The sequence below is a fragment of the Luteibacter sp. genome (assembly GCF_036500425.1).
In the GTDB taxonomy this organism is placed as follows: Bacteria; Pseudomonadota; Gammaproteobacteria; order Xanthomonadales; family Rhodanobacteraceae; genus Luteibacter.
Genome location: NZ_DASYCB010000048.1, coordinates 143,808 through 159,954, shown reverse-complemented (window position 1 = coordinate 159,954; position 16,147 = coordinate 143,808). Strand labels below are relative to the sequence as shown.

The 16,147-nt window shown below is 64.4% G+C and carries 12 protein-coding genes; 9 read left to right on the top strand and 3 right to left on the bottom strand.

Features of this window, described 5'->3' with window-relative positions:
* A partial coding sequence (locus VGN46_RS11880; RefSeq protein ID WP_331643901.1) for an LTA synthase family protein occupies positions 1-1,209 on the bottom strand: 1,209 nt, incomplete at its 3' end.
* 178 nt (positions 1,210-1,387) lie between these two features.
* Between VGN46_RS11880 and glnE the strand changes: the two genes are divergently transcribed.
* The 4 genes from glnE to VGN46_RS11860 all read left to right on the top strand — a co-directional run bounded on the left by glnE (position 1,388) and on the right by VGN46_RS11860 (position 7,161).
* On the top strand, positions 1,388-4,276 hold the full coding sequence (glnE, locus tag VGN46_RS11875; RefSeq protein ID WP_331643899.1) for a bifunctional [glutamate--ammonia ligase]-adenylyl-L-tyrosine phosphorylase/[glutamate--ammonia-ligase] adenylyltransferase: 2,889 nt from the start codon (positions 1,388-1,390) through the stop codon (positions 4,274-4,276).
* Positions 4,277-4,327: 51 nt separating this feature from the next.
* Positions 4,328-5,257, top strand: coding sequence for a nucleoside hydrolase (locus tag VGN46_RS11870; RefSeq protein WP_331643898.1), 930 nt, complete (start codon positions 4,328-4,330; stop codon positions 5,255-5,257).
* A gap of 117 nt (positions 5,258-5,374) precedes the next feature.
* Positions 5,375-5,620, top strand: a complete 246-nt coding sequence (locus VGN46_RS11865) for a type B 50S ribosomal protein L31 (RefSeq protein ID WP_072323753.1) — start codon at positions 5,375-5,377, stop codon at positions 5,618-5,620.
* Positions 5,621-5,865: 245 nt separating this feature from the next.
* Positions 5,866-7,161, top strand: a complete 1,296-nt coding sequence (locus VGN46_RS11860; protein ID WP_331643896.1) for a citrate synthase — start codon at positions 5,866-5,868, stop codon at positions 7,159-7,161.
* A gap of 114 nt (positions 7,162-7,275) precedes the next feature.
* On the opposite strand, the gene VGN46_RS11855 is transcribed toward VGN46_RS11860, so the two are convergent.
* Positions 7,276-7,926, bottom strand: coding sequence for a hypothetical protein (locus VGN46_RS11855; RefSeq protein ID WP_331643895.1), 651 nt, complete (start codon positions 7,924-7,926; stop codon positions 7,276-7,278).
* Between the two features lie 63 nt (positions 7,927-7,989).
* Positions 7,990-10,566 carry a penicillin-binding protein 1A gene (locus VGN46_RS11850; RefSeq protein WP_331643894.1) on the bottom strand — a complete coding sequence of 859 codons (2,577 nt, stop codon included), beginning with the start codon at positions 10,564-10,566 and terminating at the stop codon, positions 7,990-7,992.
* Between the two features lie 235 nt (positions 10,567-10,801).
* Here VGN46_RS11850 and VGN46_RS11845 point away from each other — a divergent pair, with 235 nt between their 5' ends.
* The 5 genes from VGN46_RS11845 to pilQ are packed head-to-tail and all read left to right on the top strand — an operon-like array spanning position 10,802 to position 16,022.
* Complete coding sequence (locus VGN46_RS11845; protein ID WP_331643893.1) at positions 10,802-11,860, top strand: pilus assembly protein PilM; 1,059 nt, start codon at positions 10,802-10,804, stop codon at positions 11,858-11,860.
* Positions 11,860-12,606, top strand: coding sequence for a PilN domain-containing protein (locus tag VGN46_RS11840; RefSeq protein ID WP_331643892.1), 747 nt, complete (start codon positions 11,860-11,862; stop codon positions 12,604-12,606). Before VGN46_RS11845 ends, VGN46_RS11840 begins: the two co-directional genes overlap by 1 nt.
* The gene (locus tag VGN46_RS11835) at positions 12,603-13,253 is read left to right on the top strand and encodes a type 4a pilus biogenesis protein PilO (protein ID WP_331643891.1); all 651 of its coding nucleotides are present in this window, start codon (positions 12,603-12,605) and stop codon (positions 13,251-13,253) included. Before VGN46_RS11840 ends, VGN46_RS11835 begins: the two co-directional genes overlap by 4 nt.
* Positions 13,250-13,771 carry a pilus assembly protein PilP gene (locus VGN46_RS11830; RefSeq protein ID WP_331643890.1) on the top strand — a complete coding sequence of 174 codons (522 nt, stop codon included), beginning with the start codon at positions 13,250-13,252 and terminating at the stop codon, positions 13,769-13,771. Before VGN46_RS11835 ends, VGN46_RS11830 begins: the two co-directional genes overlap by 4 nt.
* 19 nt (positions 13,772-13,790) lie before the next feature.
* Complete coding sequence (gene pilQ / locus VGN46_RS11825) at positions 13,791-16,022, top strand: type IV pilus secretin PilQ (RefSeq protein WP_331643889.1); 2,232 nt, start codon at positions 13,791-13,793, stop codon at positions 16,020-16,022.
* The last annotated feature ends 125 nt before the right edge of the window (positions 16,023-16,147 follow it).

The window sequence follows — 16,147 nt, the reverse complement described above, 5'->3', positions numbered from 1 at the left end:
CAGCTGCGCCATGATCTGGTCGGTCATCGCGCTATCCGGCATTAGTTCGCCGTGCTTCCGCGCGTCGGCGGGGAACGCCGTCTGCGAAACGAAGCGGTCGAAGCCGAGCGACTTGAACGCCGACGTGCGGTTCCAGAAGCCCGGATCGTTGCCATGCACCGCGATGGTCTCGTAGCCGTGTGAGCGCAGCGCGCGGACCATGCCGGGCATGACGCCGCTATGCATCTCCAGGTACGGGAACTGCATGGTGGGGAAATAGCGCAGCGACAGGCCCGTCAGCACTTCGAACTCGGTGCGGATGGTGCCGCCGCCGTAGGTCGGCACGTGCAACTGACCGGAGCTGGCGTGCTGCGCAAGGCGGTGCAGGTTGGGGGCGAAATTTTCGTCCTGCAAGCCATTGATCACGGAGGGGTCGAAGAACGACTCGCTCTGCACCACGACGATATCGGGAGTCTGTCGCTGATTGGTCGCCGCATTCGCCATGTGCTGGCGCAACGAACTGTCGCTGGCGGCGATGAACTGGCCCGCCTCGGCCGGATCGGCCTTGGTCTTCTTGCCTGCATTCTGCAACCGGAACTGCACGAGTGTCGTGACCACGCCGTTATCGCGGGCGTTATCGGAGGCAGACCACGGCTGGATGCTCAGCGCGCCGTTGTTGTACATGTGCGACCACGCGGGAAGGCCAGCGAACAGGGTGCCGACCAGGGCGATCAGCGACACGCCGCTCAGCAGCCGGAGGCCGTGCGTGCGCCGGGCGAACAGCGGCGGTTCGTACTTCGCGAGGGCCACGACCAGGGCGATGGCGGCGGCGATCGCGAGGTAAGGCCAGGGGCTGGCGGGTAGATAGCCACCGAGGAGATGGAGGCCGCCATTCTTGAGCTGCCCGACCATGCGGAAGTCGGCGGGCAGCAGTGGCGACCCCAGGTTTTGCATCTTGATGGCGCTGATCGAGAGCACCAGGCCCTGGGCGACGAAGGCCAGAGCGAAGGAGAGCACCGCCCGGCGTGTCAGCACGAGCAGCAAGGTGGCACACAGCAGGCCGGGCAACGCGTTTGCGAACAGATGCAGCGGCTGCGTGGCCCAGGCGGACGACGCGACACCGGGGTTGCCGTCGAGGAAGCCCGTGTAGAACACGAACACCAGCGCCAGGCTTACCGGAAGAATGACCCGGTCCAGGGTGGCTCGCCAACCTGTTGAATTACCTTTCATAAAATCCCTCGTGTCACGCCCCTGTCGCAGGGGAACCCAAACTGTAACGAAGCGGACATGAACCGGTTGTCAGGCGATAAGCGGCTTTTCTCTACGATTTTTCGTATGTTTGCGGCGGAAAAGTGTGCAAATGGCGCCACAGCGCCCTTACCGCCAAGTCAGGCACAATGACTGCCTCATGAATGAAACTTCAGCTGCTCCGCGCGAAAGCGCCGAACTCCGTGCCCTGATCGACCAGCGTTATGCGGACGTGATGGCGGCGTGCCGTGCCGCACGCATCCCGCTGCACGATGATGCCGGCGTGGCCGAGCGCGTCCGCCGCACGCTGCTCGCCTCTGATTTCGCCTACGACATCCTGCGCAGGCAGCCCGAGCTCCTGGCGCCCGCGGGGCTCGAGAAGCTGCGGGCCAACACCGATGCCTCGACGCGCGGCGCGACGCTGGAATTGCCTGCGGATGAAGACCGCTGCCTGGCCGTCCTTCGCCGTTTCCGGCACGCCGAAGCCGTGCGGCTGGTGTTTCGCGACGTCAACGGGCTCGATGACATCGATGAGACGCTCGCGTCGACCAGCGCGTTGTATGAAACCTTGCTCGCTGTCGGCTTGCGCTGGTCGGAAAATGCGATGCATGCGCGCTACGGCATGCCGCGCGATCCGGGCGGCAAGGAGCAGCGCATGGTCGTCCTTGGCTTTGGCAAGCTCGGGGGTAATGAGCTGAATTTTTCGTCTGACATCGACCTTGTGCTCGCTTACGCGTCCGGCGGCGAAACCGATGGCACGCGCCCGCTCGACAACGGCGAGTATTTCGTGCGCGAAGGGCGGCAGCTCGTGCGCCTGCTCGCCGAGCCCACGGTGGACGGTATCTGTGCGCGCGTCGACCTGCGCCTGCGTCCGTTCGGAAACGCAGGGCGCCTCGCCCTGCCGTTCTCCGCGATGGAACAGTACTACCAGCGCGAGGGTCGCGATTGGGAGCGCTATGCCTGGATCAAGGCGCGCCCTGTTGCGGGCGACCGCACCGCCGGTCGCGAACTGCAGGACATGCTGCGTCCTTTCGTTTACCGGCGATACCTCGATTACACGGCGTTTGCCGGCCTGCGTGAAATGAAGGCGCTGATCGATGCCGAGGTCGCGCGCAAGGATCTTGCCGGCAACCTCAAGCTCGGTCCGGGTGGCATTCGCGAGATCGAGTTCATTGTGCAGCTTACCCAGATGATCCGTGGTGGCCGCGACCCGGCGCTGCGCGTGCGCGGCCTGCTGCCGGCGCTGCGCGCCTGCGAGTCACGTGGATACATACCGAAATCGCGCGCGAAACTACTGCGCGATGCGTACATTTTCCTGCGCCGGCTCGAGAACCGCGTGCAGATGCTGCGCGATGCGCAGACCCACGATATTCCCGATGACGATATCTCGCGGGAACGCCTCGCGCTCGGCCTGGACTACATCTCTTGGGATGCCCTTGCTGTAGAGCTTGCGAAGCACCGCACGGCGGTGTCGGCAGAGTTCGCGGCGGTGCTCGTGCCGCAGGCTGGGCAGACCGCCACCGCGCCGGCGGCTGACGTTGAGCTATGGCAGGCGGCTCGCGATGAGTCGCTCACGGCCGCAATGATGGAGGCCTCCGGTTTCGTCCCGGGCGCCGATGCGGCCGATGAGCTTGGAAAGCTGCCACGCGCAGGCTCGGTTCGCTCCATGTCGGCTCGCTCCGCCGAGCGCCTGGAGCGCCTGATGCCGCAGCTGATTGGCGCCGCGCGGGCCAGCGCTTCGCCGGTGCCGAGCCTGTTGCGCATGGTGCGCCTGGTGCAGGCCGTGGCGCGCCGCTCGTCCTACCTCGCCCTGCTGGACGAGCAACCCAGCGCGCGCCGCCGCGTTGCCGGTGTCTTCGCGGAGAGCGCGTTCCTCGCCGAACGCGTCATCGCACAACCGTTGTTGCTCGATGACGTGCTCGATCCGCGCATCGACCAGATTCCCCTGAAGCGCGCGGATATCTCCGCCGAGATCGTCCGCTCGCTTGGTACGCTGGATGAGCGTGATGCGGAACGCGAACTCGAACGCATCAACGAATTCCGCTCGAGCATCGCCTTCCGGCTTGGCCTTGCCTTCAGCGATGGGCGAGCCGATGCACCTGCGACCGCGCGCCGTCTCGCGGGGCTGGCCGAAGCGGTGATCGGCGCCGTGCTCGCGCTGGCAGCGCGCGAGATGACGGCGCAGCATGGGCGCCTGCCAGGCGATGGCCTTGGCTTCGCCGTGCTCGGATACGGTAGCCTCGGTGGCGAGGAACTGGGCTTCGCTTCCGATCTCGACCTGGTCTTCGTGTATGACGGCAAACGCGCCAACGCGACGAGTGATGGCCCGCGTCCTGTCGATGGCACGCGCTGGTACCAGCGTCTTGCCCAGCGTGTCATGCACTGGCTAGGCGCGCAGACTCATGCCGGGAGCCTGTACGACGTCGATACCCGGCTGAGGCCGGACGGATCGAAGGGCCTGCTGGTCGCCAGCGTTGACGCGTTCGAGGCCTACCAGCGTGACCGTGCATGGACTTGGGAGCACCAGGCGCTCCAGCGTGCCCGCTTCGTCGCCGGCGATGCCGCGGTGGGCGCCATGCTCGACGCGGTGCGCAGGGAGATCCTCGGCGCTCCGCGCGACACGGCGCGCGTGTTCGCCGAGGTCGGGTCCATGCGCTCGCGCTGGCGCGCGGAACGCGACCGATCCGATGCGGTGCATATCGACCTCAAGCAGGGCAGGGGTGCCCTGATCGATATCGAATTCGTGCTGCAGGGCCTGGTGCTCGCGCATGCCGTCGACCTGCCCGGCCTGTTGGAAACGACAGCGAACAGCGTGTTGATCGATGAAATGCGTGCGTCGGGGCTGTTTTCGCAAGCCCAGGCCGACACATTGCACGTGGCGCACGCCGATCTGTTGCAGATGGGCCTGACCTGCACACTCGACCTGCGTCCTCGCGTGGCGGCGCGCACGCCCGAGCTCGAGCAGCTATGCGCGGCGGTCCAGCGGGTTATCGGCGAACTGGGCTTCGATTTCGGGGAAAGCGCCGCGGCAGAAGCCAAGGCTGTCTGAAGCGCCGCGGCAGCGCTATGCTGTCCGGCCGTCAATGGATGCAACCGCAAGATGACACGACTGCCGCTCCTGATTGACACCGACCCCGGTGTCGACGACGCGCTCGCCATCCTCATGGCCCATGCGCATACCGATGTTGCTGCCCTGACCGTCGCCGCCGGCAACGTGGGTCTGAAGCACACGGTGCGAAATGCGCGGACCCTGGTTGACCTGGTTGGTGCCACGACGCCGGTCTTCGCCGGTTGCCCGTCGCCGCTGGTGCGGGCACCGGAAGAAGACGCGGCATTCGTGCATGGCGAGGACGGTTTTGGCGACGTGGGTTTCCCGGAGCCGAAGCACGCGGCTGAGAGCGAGCACGCCGCGCTGGCCCTTATCCGCCTCACCCGTGAGCGCCCGGGTGAGCTGACGCTGGTGGCCCTCGGCCCCCTGACCAACCTTGCGCTGGCCGTGCGCCTCGATCCAAGCTTCCCGCAGCGCGTGAAGCGCCTGGTGGTCATGGGTGGCGCCGTCACCGGCCATGGCAACACGGGCAAGGTCCCGGCCGAATTCAACATCGGTTTCGATCCCGAGGCGGCCCACGTGGTCTTCGAAGCGTTCGAAATGTTCGATCTGGTCGACTGGGAAGCCACGGTGCGCCACGCGTTCCCTGATGACGTCTACGAGGGCTGGGTCGCGAAGGGCGACAAGCGCGCCGCCTTCTTCCACGATGTATTCGGTACGGCTCGCAAGTTCAATGCGGAGCACGAGCGCACCGGCTTTATCGCGGCCGACGCCCTGGCCATGGCCGTGGCGCTGGATCCGGCGATGGTCACCCGGGCGGAGACGCGGCACGTGGCGATCGAGCTGGATGGCCGGCTGACCCGTGGCGCCACGGTGGTGGATTGGCATAAGCGGCTGGGTGGCAAGGCCAATGCGCGGATCGTGCTTGAAGTGGACCAGCGGCGGTTCAATGAGCTGATTGCCGGGGCGCTTGGGGCCTGAGGTCGCGGGGATCGCGCGCAAGCGCGCTCCTACAAGGGCCTTTGGGGCTGGTTGCGGAGTGACCAGCCCCGGGCTACAATGCCGCTCTTTTCACCCCGCCATTCAAGAATCAAGACCATGAAAGAGAACATCCATCCGAAGTACCAGCCGGTGGTTTTCCAGGACCTGTCGTCCGATTTCGCGTTCCTGACGCGTTCGACCATGTCCTCGAAGGAAACCGTGAAGTGGGAAGACGGTAACGAATACCCGGTCATCAAGCTGGATATCTCCAGCCACTCGCACCCGTTCTACACGGGTAAGCAGAAGACCCTCGACGTGGGTGGCCGCGTCGACAAGTTCCGCCAGCGCTACGGCAAGAAGTAAGCCGGCGCTTTCCGCGCGCCGCCTGCGGGGTGGCGTTTCGCGAGGATAGACGGACACGGGGCGAGCCCACAGCTTGCCCCGTGTCTTTTTGCGTGCGTGGTTTTCATGGCTTTCGAACGGACGTTCGAGCGGGCGATGTGCGATAATGGGGAACTTCGGCCGCGTAGCGCGGCCGGTATGGTGGCTTCCCCAGGCCACTGTTTCCAACCCCCTAAGCGCCACCCAAAGTTAAAGAGGAGCTCGCCGTGTCCGACGCCAAAACCGTCAAATTGGTCGATGAATCCAACAAGCCCGTGAGTGAACTGCCGGTCATTGGCGGCACCCTGGGCGCCGAGTGCGTCGACATCGGCACCTTGTACAAGGACACCGGCTACTTCACGTATGACCCGGGTTACGGCAGCACCGCCAGCACCAAGAGCGCCATCACCTACATCGATGGCGACAAGGGTGTCCTGCTGTACCGCGGCTACCCGATCGAGCAGCTGGCTGAGAAGTCCACCTTCCTCGAAACCTCGTACCTGCTGCTCAACGGCGAGCTGCCGACCAAGCCGCAGTTCGAGAAGTTCTCCAGCGAAATCACGCATCACTCGATGATGCACGAGAACCTTAAGGACTTCCTGAAGGGCTTCCACCACAACGCGCACCCCATGGCGATGCTCGCCGCCTCGGTCGCCTCGCTCTCGGCGTTCTACCACGACGATCTCAACGTCGAGAACCCGGAAGACCGCAAACTGGCCGCCATCCGCCTCATCGCGAAGATGCCGACCATCGCTTCGGCCATCTATCGCCACTCCATCGGCTGGCCGAACCGCTACCCGCGCAACAATCTTGAATACGTCACCCGCTTCCTGCACACCATGTTCGAAGTGCCGAGCGAGTCGTACCATGTGAACCCTGTCGTCGCCCGGGCACTCGACCTGCTGTTCATCCTGCACGCTGACCACGAGCAGAACGCGTCGACCTCCACGGTCCGCCTGGTCGGTTCCACCGGTGCCAACCCGTACGCGTCCGTTGCCGCCGGCATCACCGCGCTCTGGGGTCCGGCTCATGGCGGCGCGAACGAAGCGGTGTTGCTGCAGCTCGAAGAGATCGGTACGGCCGACAAGGTCGAGACCGCCGTCAAGCGTGCGAAGGACAAGAACGATTCGTTCCGTCTCATGGGCTTCGGCCACCGCGTGTACAAGAACTTCGACCCGCGCGCCAAGATCATCCGCGAGGCGTGCCACAACGTGCTCAACGAGCTGGGCGTGAACGATCCCCTCCTCGAAGTCGCGATGAAGCTGGAAGAAGCCGCACTGAAGGACGACTACTTCGTCGAGCGCAAGCTCTATCCGAACGTCGACTTCTACTCGGGCATCATCTACAAGGCCCTGGGCATCCCGACCGAGATGTTCACCGTCATGTTCGCGATCGCCCGTACCTCCGGCTGGATCTCGCACTGGATCGAGCAGCACGAAACCCCGGGGTCGCGCATCGGCCGTCCGCGCCAGATCTACACCGGGGCCGACGTTCGCGATTACGTCCCCGGCGACAAGCGCTAAGAAAAAAAGCCCGCGAAAGCGGGCTTTTTTTGGTTCTTTGTAGGAGCGCGCTTGCGCGCGATGGGTGCCCGCCGCAAGACCCGTCGCGCGCAAGCGCGCTCCTACAGGGGCTTTCTAGCTGTTGAAGGCAGCGATGTCTTCTTCGGCCAGTAGTTCCTGGACCATCGCGCGCGTCGCGCGTCGCATCGGCCGTTCGTCGACTCGGTCGAGTGGGGCCTGGCGCAACGCATCCAGTGGAAGCACCGTGATATCGAACGGAATACCATCCGCGCCGAACAGCAGCACGGTGTGTTCACTCTGTTCGTTCCCCGGCCAGCGCAGGCGACGGGTCTGGGTTTCTAGCGGGATGCCTTGTTCCTGCAGGAATAGCCCCGGTGCTTCAGGATCATCGCTGTAGACATGCAGGCATACAGCGGAGTGTTCATCGGCCGTGCCTTCCAGCACCGCACCGACCAACCTCGAATCAAAACTGCGTAGGAAGCGCATGGCCTCGATCGCGGCCTCGCGGCGTGCGCGCAGCAAGTGTGGCTGCGTGTCGCCGTGGAAGATGCGCTGGTGTTCACGCAGCGCCTCTTCGATTTCCTGGTTGCGGGGCAGGGCCTGCGTGTCGACGATGCCAAGCCGCTCGGCGGCTTTCACTTTCGCGTGGTGGAAGTCACGAATCCCATGCTCGCTCATCAGGCGCGCCGCCTCCTGGGCGACAAGGACGCGGTTACGCTGCGTCCGGTCCTGGGCATGGATCCTGTGGTGTTCGCCTCGTGCCATGACTCACCCCCGTATGGTGATAAGAGTTGCCAATGGACGCACGGCGTACTGCCGTGCCGCGCGTCAGAAGATGTCGTAGGCGTGGTCCTGCTGTTCCTCCTGTTGTTTCTGCTGTGCCTGTTCGCGGAGGCGGTCGACATCCTCCACCTTCATGATCTCGTTCATGCCGCCGGGTGAGGGCAGGCCTGATGCCGGGTCGATCTGTACGGTGGCGATACCCGGCGGCATGGCCAGGGTATGTGATGGCTTGTCCTTCAGCACGGCGCCCATGTAGTCCATCCAGATGGGCAGCGCCGCCTTGGCGCCAAACTCGCCGCGGCCGAGCGAACTGAAGTCGTCGAAGCCGACCCACACGGCCGTCGATACATCACCGTTGAAGCCCACGAACCAGGCATCGCGGTGGTCATTGGTCGAGCCGGTCTTGCCAGCGAGGTCGTCGCGGCCAAGGGCGCGTGCCGCCGAGCCGGTACCGCGCTTGATCACGTCTTGCATCAGCGAGGTGACGAGGTAGTCGTTGCGTACGTCGATGACATGCGGTGCGAGCTTGGGTGCCTGCGACGTGTTGTCGTGCGCATCCGCCGGGAGTACGGCATCCCCTGTGGCTGCGATGCCCGCGCTTGCCGAAGAAGCCGGCTTCGCCGGGATCGCGGCGGTGCTGGGCTGGTTCGGCACACCGGGTGGCGTCGGGTTGAGCAGGCGCTCCTGGCAATCCGCGCAGGCGCGTTCCGGGTTGGCGACGTAAACGGGGTTGCCGTCGCGGTCGTCGATGCGCGAGATGAAGTACGGCGTGATCAGGTAGCCGCCGTTGGCGAACACGGCATAGCCGCGCGCCATGCTCATGGGTGATACCGACGCGGTGCCCAGGGCGAGCGACAGGTTCTGCGGCAGCGCATCGGGCGTGAAGCCGAAGCGCGTCATGTATTCACGCGCGTAGCGAACGCCGATCGCATCGAGCAGGCGTACCGATACCAGGTTCTTCGACTGGACCAACGCTTCGCGCAGGCGCATCGGGCCGCTGAACTTGTTGTCGTCATTCGCCGGGGTCCAGACGCCATCGGGGCGGCTCGGATCCGGGAAGGCGACGGGCGCGTCGTTGACGATGGATGCCGGTGTGAAGCCGCGCTCGAACGCCGATGAATACAAGTAAGGCTTGAAGCTGGAGCCGGGCTGGCGCGCGGCCATGACGGCGCGGTTGAACTTGGAGCGCGCGAAGCTGAAGCCGCCCACCAGGGCGCGTACCGCGCCATCTTCCGGATCGACCGAGACCAGTGCGGCCTGCACCGCCGGGATCTGGGTAAGACGCCAGGGGCCCTTGTTCGACTCTGGCTTGCCCTCGGTCGTGGTCGCGGCGGTATCCGAGGCTTTCGCATCCTCGGAGATATCGTCCTTTTCACTACGGATCATGCGGATGACGTCGCCGCGCTTGAGCACCGCGTCCACGCGCGTGGGCGTGGCACCGGCGTGGCCCTCGTTGACGTAGGGGCGGGCCCACGCGATGGACTCAAGGCTGAGCGTCGCCGATTCCTTCGCGTTGAGGTACACCGTGGCCTCCTTGGCACCGGTCGCCGTGACGATGGCGGGCATCATGCCCGCGACCGGCGTGTAGCCGGCGAGAACGCGATCGAAATCTTCGGGGCCCGCGCCCGCCGGCAGTTCCTCATGGCCCTCGGGGCCACGGTAGCCATGGCGGCGGTCGTAAGCAGAGAGGCGGCCGCGCAGCGCATCGTTCGCGGCGGCCTGGCTCTCGCTCGGCACCGTGGTATGGACGACATAGCCTTCAGTGAGAGCATCGTTGCCCAGCTTCTCGAGGGTCTGCTGACGCACCATTTCGGCCAGGTACGGCGCATCCACTTCGATCTGCTGTTCATGCGGGAAGGCGTCGTTCGGCTCCTTCACTGCCTCGTCGTGCTCCGCCTGCGTGATGAAGCGATTGGCAAGCATCTGGCCCAGCACCCAGTCACGTCGCGCGATCATGCGCTTTGGGTTATTCAGCGGGTTAACCACCGATGGCAGCTGGAACGTCGAGGCGATAGTGGCGCACTGGGCCACGGTGAGCTGGTCAAGGGTCTTGCCGTAGTAATACGAGGCGGCGGCTGCGACACCGTACGAACGGTGGCCCAGGAACATCTTGTTGAGGTAAAGCTCCAGGATCTGGTCCTTGGTCAGCTCATTCTCCATCCTCAGAGCGATGAACATTTCCGTCAGTTTGCGCGAATACAGCTTCTCCGGACTGAGGAAGAAGTTGCGGGCGACCTGCTGCGTAATGGTTGAACCGCCCGGTCCCTTGTCGCCGCCGGAGACAATGACGTGGATACCGGCGCGGGCGATACCGTGCCAGTCGATGCCGGGGTGGCTATAGAAATCGCCATCCTCTGCCGATAAGACAGCATTCTTGAGGCGTGCGGGCACGTCGGCGATGCGCACCGGCATGCGTCGGGTCTCGCCGAACGACGCGATCAGCTTGTCGTCGGCGCTCATGACGCGTAGGGGAACCTGCATATGGTAGTCGCGCAGGACCGCCACCGAAGGCAGGCGGGGGGCCAATAGCCAGTAGGCGACGCCAATGGCGCCCGCGACGAACAGGATGCCGGCCAGGGCAAGGTACAGCGCGTAACGCAGCAGACGCTTGAGGATTCGCATGAAGGGGAGGGGTCACCGCCATCTAGGTCGAGGCGGAGTATAGAGCCTACCCATCCCCGGGGAGGGGTAGGCGGGGTTCGACCCGGTCTGAAGGGGTGGCGCTAACCCAGCGTCAGGATTTGTGAAATAGTGCCGATAAGGGCCCGGATAGGCCGTTGCTTATCCGTTAAGTTTTAGATCTAATGCCTTCGCGCCGAAGACCAAATTCCGACAAGGCGCGGGGAAGGGGGACACAGTGGGGCTCTTTACACCCAAGGCGGCGCCGTTGATCGGTGTCGACATCAGTTCGACCGCAGTAAAGCTGCTGCAGCTCAGCGAGGCAGGTGGGCGCTATCGCGTCGAACACTATGCCGTGGAGCCGTTGCCGCCCAATGCCGTCGTCGAAAAGAACATCGTCGAGGTCGAGGCGGTTGGCGAAGCTATACGCCGCGCCCTGGCCCGTTCCGGAGCCAAGGTAAAGCACGCCGCCGCGGCAGTCGCAGGGTCGGCGGTTATTACCCGGATCATACCCATGTCGGCCGACCTCTCCGAGGACGATCTCGAGGGTCAGATCCAGGTCGAGGCCAACCAGTACATTCCCTACCCGATCGAGGAAGTTAGTCTCGATTTCGAGGTGATGGGCGCTGTTCGCGATAACCCGGAGATGAATAACATCCTCCTGGCCGCCTCGCGCACGGAAAATGTCGATATGCGCATTGCCGCACTTGACCTGGGTGGCCTGACGGCCCGGGTCATCGACGTCGAAGCGTTCGCCATGGAAAACGCCTTCGCCATGGTCGCGGACCAGTTGGCGGTCTCCCGCGATGCCCTCGTGGCCGTGGTCGATATCGGCGCTACCATGACGACCCTCGCGGTGTTGAAGAACCAGCGGACGATCTATTCCCGCGAACAGGTCTTCGGCGGCAAGCAGCTCACCGACGAGATCATGCGTCGCTACGGCCTCTCCTACGAGGAAGCCGGTCGGGCCAAGCGCAAGGGTGGCCTGCCCGAGTCCTACGAAATGGAAGCCCTGGAGCCGTTCAAGGAGTCGCTGGTCCAGCAGGTCAGCCGTCTCCTCCAGTTCTTCTTCGCCGGCAGCGAATACAGCCGCGTCGACCAGGTCGTATTGGCCGGTGGTTGTGCGTCGATCGAAGGCATCACCGAGATCCTCGAGCAGCAGTTGGGCGTGCCCTGTGTGGTCGCCAACCCGCTGGCCCGCATGTCCCTGTCCAGCAAGGTCCAGGCCCAGACCCTCGCCCAGGATGCCCCCGCGCTGATGATCGCCGTCGGCCTGGCCATGCGGAGCTTCGACTGATGGCACGGATTAACCTACTTCCCTGGCGTGCCGAGCGCCGCAAGCAACGTGAGCGCGAGTTCTACATGCAGCTCGGCGTCGCATTTGCGGCAGCCCTGGTGGTGCTGATTGGCTGGTCGTACTGGATGGGTGCGCGCATCGATAACCAGAACGATCGCAATACCTACCTACAAGGCGAGATCAAGCAGCTCGATGACCGCATCGCCAAGATCAAGGATCTGGAAAAGGTTCGCGCCGGCCTGCTCCAGCGCAAGCAGATCATTGAACAGCTGCAGGCGAATCGTTCGCAGATGGTCCACCTGTTCGACGAACTGGTGAAGACCATCCCGGCCAGCGCGCGCCTGGGCTCGATGAAGCAGTCGGGTGATTCCATGTCGCTCGATGGTGTGGCCCAGTCGAACTCCAGCGTGGCCGAGTACATGCGCAACATCGAAGTGTCGCCCTGGATGGGTCACGCCGATCTGCGCAAGACCGAGAACACGCATGACGATTCGCGCATGCCGTATTCGTTCGGCCTCGACGTCAAGCTGAATACGCCCAGCGCCGATGCGCCTGTATCGTCTTCGACGGTGGCGACGCCGCCTGCCACCGCAGGCGCTGCGCCTGCCGTACCGGCACCGCTCGCCCATGCCGCGAACGCCGTGACGGGTGCGCCCGCCGCGACGGCGCAGCCAGGTGCCGCTCCCGCCCCGGCCGCCGCGGCACCGGCGACTGCCGCAGCCGCCCCGGCAGGAGCCAAGCCATGAGTTTCCTTGACGATCTGCGCAACCTCGATCGTAACAACGTCGGTGGCTGGCCAAAGACGGTAAAGATGTTCTTTACCGGCCTGGTGTTCGTCGTCGTCGCGGGTGCGGGTTGGTACTTCGAAATCAGTTCGCAGCAGGATGAGCTGGCTAATGCCGAGTCGAAGGAAGAGTCGCTGAAGGGCGAGTTCTCCCAGAAGCAGGCCAAGTCTGCCAATCTCGAAGCGCTGGAGCAGCAACTATCCGAGATGCAGGATATGTTGCGCCAGCTACTCCGCCAGCTGCCCAGCAAGACGGAAATGCCCGAGCTGCTGATCGATATCTCGCAGACAGCGCTTGCCGCCGGCCTGGAATCCGATCTGTTCCAGCCTGGCCCGGAAACACCGAAAGACTTCTACGCCGAGAAGCCGATCACGCTGCGCATGGTCGGTACGTACCACCAGTTCGGTACGTTCATCAGCGGCGTGGCATCGCTGCCCCGCGTCGTGATCCTGACACTTCACGACGTTTCTCTGAAGCCAAAGGAGGGCGCGAAGGGCGCCAATTCCGGGCAGCTTGTACTGCAGGGAACCGTCAAGACCTACCGCTACCTCGAAGATGACGAGACTGCGGCCCAGCAGAACTCCAAGACCGCAGGGGGTGCCAAGTGACCAGCGCCCGTCATCTCCGCCTCGCGGCGGCCAGCCTCGCGCTTGTCGCGCTGGCCGGCTGCACCAAAGGCCAGTCCGACCTGCGTGAGTGGGTCGACGCCGAGAAGCACAAGAAGGGCGAACCGATCCCGCCGTTGCCGGTGATTCGCACCTTCGAAACGTTCGCTTACCAGGACCAGACCGCCCGCGATCCATTCAGCCCGAGCACGGCGGAAATGGAGAGCTCGGCATCCAACGGCCCACGCCCGGACGAGAATCGCCCGAAGGAACCGCTGGAAATGTTCTCCCTGGATACGTTGAAGATGGTTGGCACGGTAGGTGCTGGATCAAGCCTGGAGGCGCTCGTGAAGGATCCAGGCGGGGTGATCCATCGGGTCCATCGCAATGAGTACATGGGGCAGTCGTACGGCCGCGTCACGGCCGTGGGGGAAGACCGCATCGATCTGGTCGAACTGGTGTCGAATGGCACCGGCGGCTGGATGGAGCGTCCGGCAAGCATCGCGGTCGGCGACAAATAAGAACTCGGGGATGAAGCACATGACGACCAATTCCACTCATCTGCCGGGTAGCGCGCGCCATCGCACGCGACGCTGGACCCTTGCGGTCGCGCTCATCGCGGCCTGCGGGTTCGCCGGTACCGCGGCGGCCGAAACGGCGCTCAAGAACGTCACCTATGACGCCCAGCCTGGCGGCCGCGTCGAGCTGACGCTCGCCTTCTCGGGCCATGCGCCGGAGCCGAAGGTCTTTACGACCACGAACCCCCCGCGCATCGCGATCGACCTGCCGGACACCACCAACGCGTTCTCGACGCGCCACCTGGATGTCGGCAAGGGTTCGACCTCCGGTGTCTCCGTGGTCTCGGCGGGTGCGCGCACCCGCGTCACCGTGGAGCTCTTCCGGGATTCGGCCTACAAGACTCGGGTCGAAGGTAACAACCTGATCGTCACCGTGAACAACGGTCCGACTGGCGCCACCACCACCACGGCGATCGCTTCCGACCCGACCAAGGCACTGCCGTCCTCGGCAGGCACGCCGCTGTCGAACATCGACTTCCGCCGCGGTGACAACGGCCAGGGCCGGGTCATCGTCACGCTTGGTAGCGAAGGCGCTACGCCGGAAATGCGTCGTGAAGCTGACCGCGTCATTGTCAGCTTTACCGGTGCCACCTTGCCCACCAAGCTCGCACAGCGCCTCGATGTCCTCGACTTCGCCACCCCGGTGCAGTCGATCCAGTCATCGTCCGTGCCGGGTGGCACGCGCATGGAAATCCGCACCAAGGGTGAGACCGATGTGTCGGCTTACCAGAGCGGGACCGAATACGTGGTCGAGGTCGCCCCGAAGAAGGCGGCCGTGCTGACGGGCAAGGCAGCGAAGGGTCAGGAACCGACCTATTCGGGTTCGCGCCTCACCTTCAACTTCCAGGACATCCCGGTGCGTTCGGCGCTGCAGCTCATCGCTGACGAAGCCAAGCTCAACCTCGTGGCCTCCGATAGCGTGGGTGGCAGCGTCACCCTCCGCCTTGTGAACACGCCCTGGGACCAGGCGCTCGACGTGATCCTGCGCGCCAAGGGCCTGGATAAGCGTCGCAGCGGCAACGTGATCTGGATCGCTCCTCAGCAGGAGCTGGCGACCTACGAGCAGAGCCTCGCGGATGCACGCCAGAAGGCTGAAGACAATGCGGAACTGGTCGCCGACTACGTCCCGATCAGCTACGGCAAGGCGGAAGACATTGCCAAGCTGCTGACCTCGGGCGCCATGACCAGTACCGGTGGCGGCGGCAACACCGGTGGCGGTTCGCGTGGCTTCCTTTCCACGCGCGGCAGTGTTTCGTTCGATGACCGTACCAACACCCTGCTGATCAACGATACGCCGGACAAGATCCGTGACCTGCGTGAACTGATCGGCACGCTCGATCGCCCCGTCCAGCAGGTGCTGATCGAGTCGCGCATCGTCGTGGCCACCGATACCTTCACCCGCGATCTCGGCGTGCGCTGGGGTGTGCAGGCGAACCGGACCAATCCGAGCGGCCAGGTGATTAGCACCACGCCCGACCTGACCAGCGGCTCCGCGCCGAACCAGGGTACGGCAGGCCTGGCCACGCAGATCTGGAACGCCAACCATTCGACGTCGACGACGCCGACGACGATCACCTACCCGGGTGGTTATAACGTCAACCTGCCGGTGTCCAACCCGGCTGGCAGCCTCGGCCTCGCGATCCTCGGCTCGAACTACCTGGTCGACCTGGAACTCTCGGCCGCCCAGACCGAAGGTCGCAGCGAAGTGATCTCCAGCCCGCGCGTCATCACGGCCAACCAGCAGGAAGCCGTGATCAAGCAGGGTACCGAGATCGGCTACGTCACCTACCAGGCCTCGGGCTCGGGCGGCGGCGCGCAGAACGCCACGGTCCAGTTCAAGGATGCCGTGCTCGAACTCCGCGTGACGCCGACGATTACCGCTGACAGCCGCGTCTACCTGAAGATCAACGTGAAGAAGGACGCCCTCGCCGGCAACACGCCGTCGCCGGGTGGTGGCTTCGTCCCCTCGATCGATACCCGCGAGATCAACACCTCGGTGCTGGTGGATAACGGGCAGACGGTGGTCCTGGGTGGCATCTATGAGATCACCAAGGCCAACACCACCAAGAAGGTGCCGGGCCTCGGCGATATCCCCGGTATCGGTGTCCTATTCCGCAATACCTCGCGGCAGAACGACAAGGCCGAACTGCTGATCTTCGTGACGCCGCGCATCCTGAGCAACACCTTGCAGTAACAGGAAAAAGCGCGACATAAACGGTACCCAGGGGCGGTCCTTTCAGGGCCGCCCTTTTTTTGTCCCCAACTTCCGGCCCTAAACTTTAGGGCGTCGCTGTGGTCTCATCGGGCCTGTCGTCCGCT

Coding starts and splice junctions, on each gene's coding strand:
- VGN46_RS11850 (WP_331643894.1), bottom strand. CDS start 10,566: ATGCGAATCCTCAAGCGTCTGCTGCGTTACGCGCTGTACCTTGCCCTG.
- VGN46_RS11870 (WP_331643898.1), top strand. CDS start 4,328: ATGACACGACTGCCGCTCCTGATTGACACCGACCCCGGTGTCGACGAC.
- VGN46_RS11835 (WP_331643891.1), top strand. CDS start 12,603: ATGAGTTTCCTTGACGATCTGCGCAACCTCGATCGTAACAACGTCGGT.
- VGN46_RS11855 (WP_331643895.1), bottom strand. CDS start 7,926: ATGGCACGAGGCGAACACCACAGGATCCATGCCCAGGACCGGACGCAG.
- VGN46_RS11865 (WP_072323753.1), top strand. CDS start 5,375: ATGAAAGAGAACATCCATCCGAAGTACCAGCCGGTGGTTTTCCAGGAC.
- pilQ (WP_331643889.1), top strand. CDS start 13,791: ATGACGACCAATTCCACTCATCTGCCGGGTAGCGCGCGCCATCGCACG.
- glnE (WP_331643899.1), top strand. CDS start 1,388: ATGAATGAAACTTCAGCTGCTCCGCGCGAAAGCGCCGAACTCCGTGCC.
- VGN46_RS11840 (WP_331643892.1), top strand. CDS start 11,860: ATGGCACGGATTAACCTACTTCCCTGGCGTGCCGAGCGCCGCAAGCAA.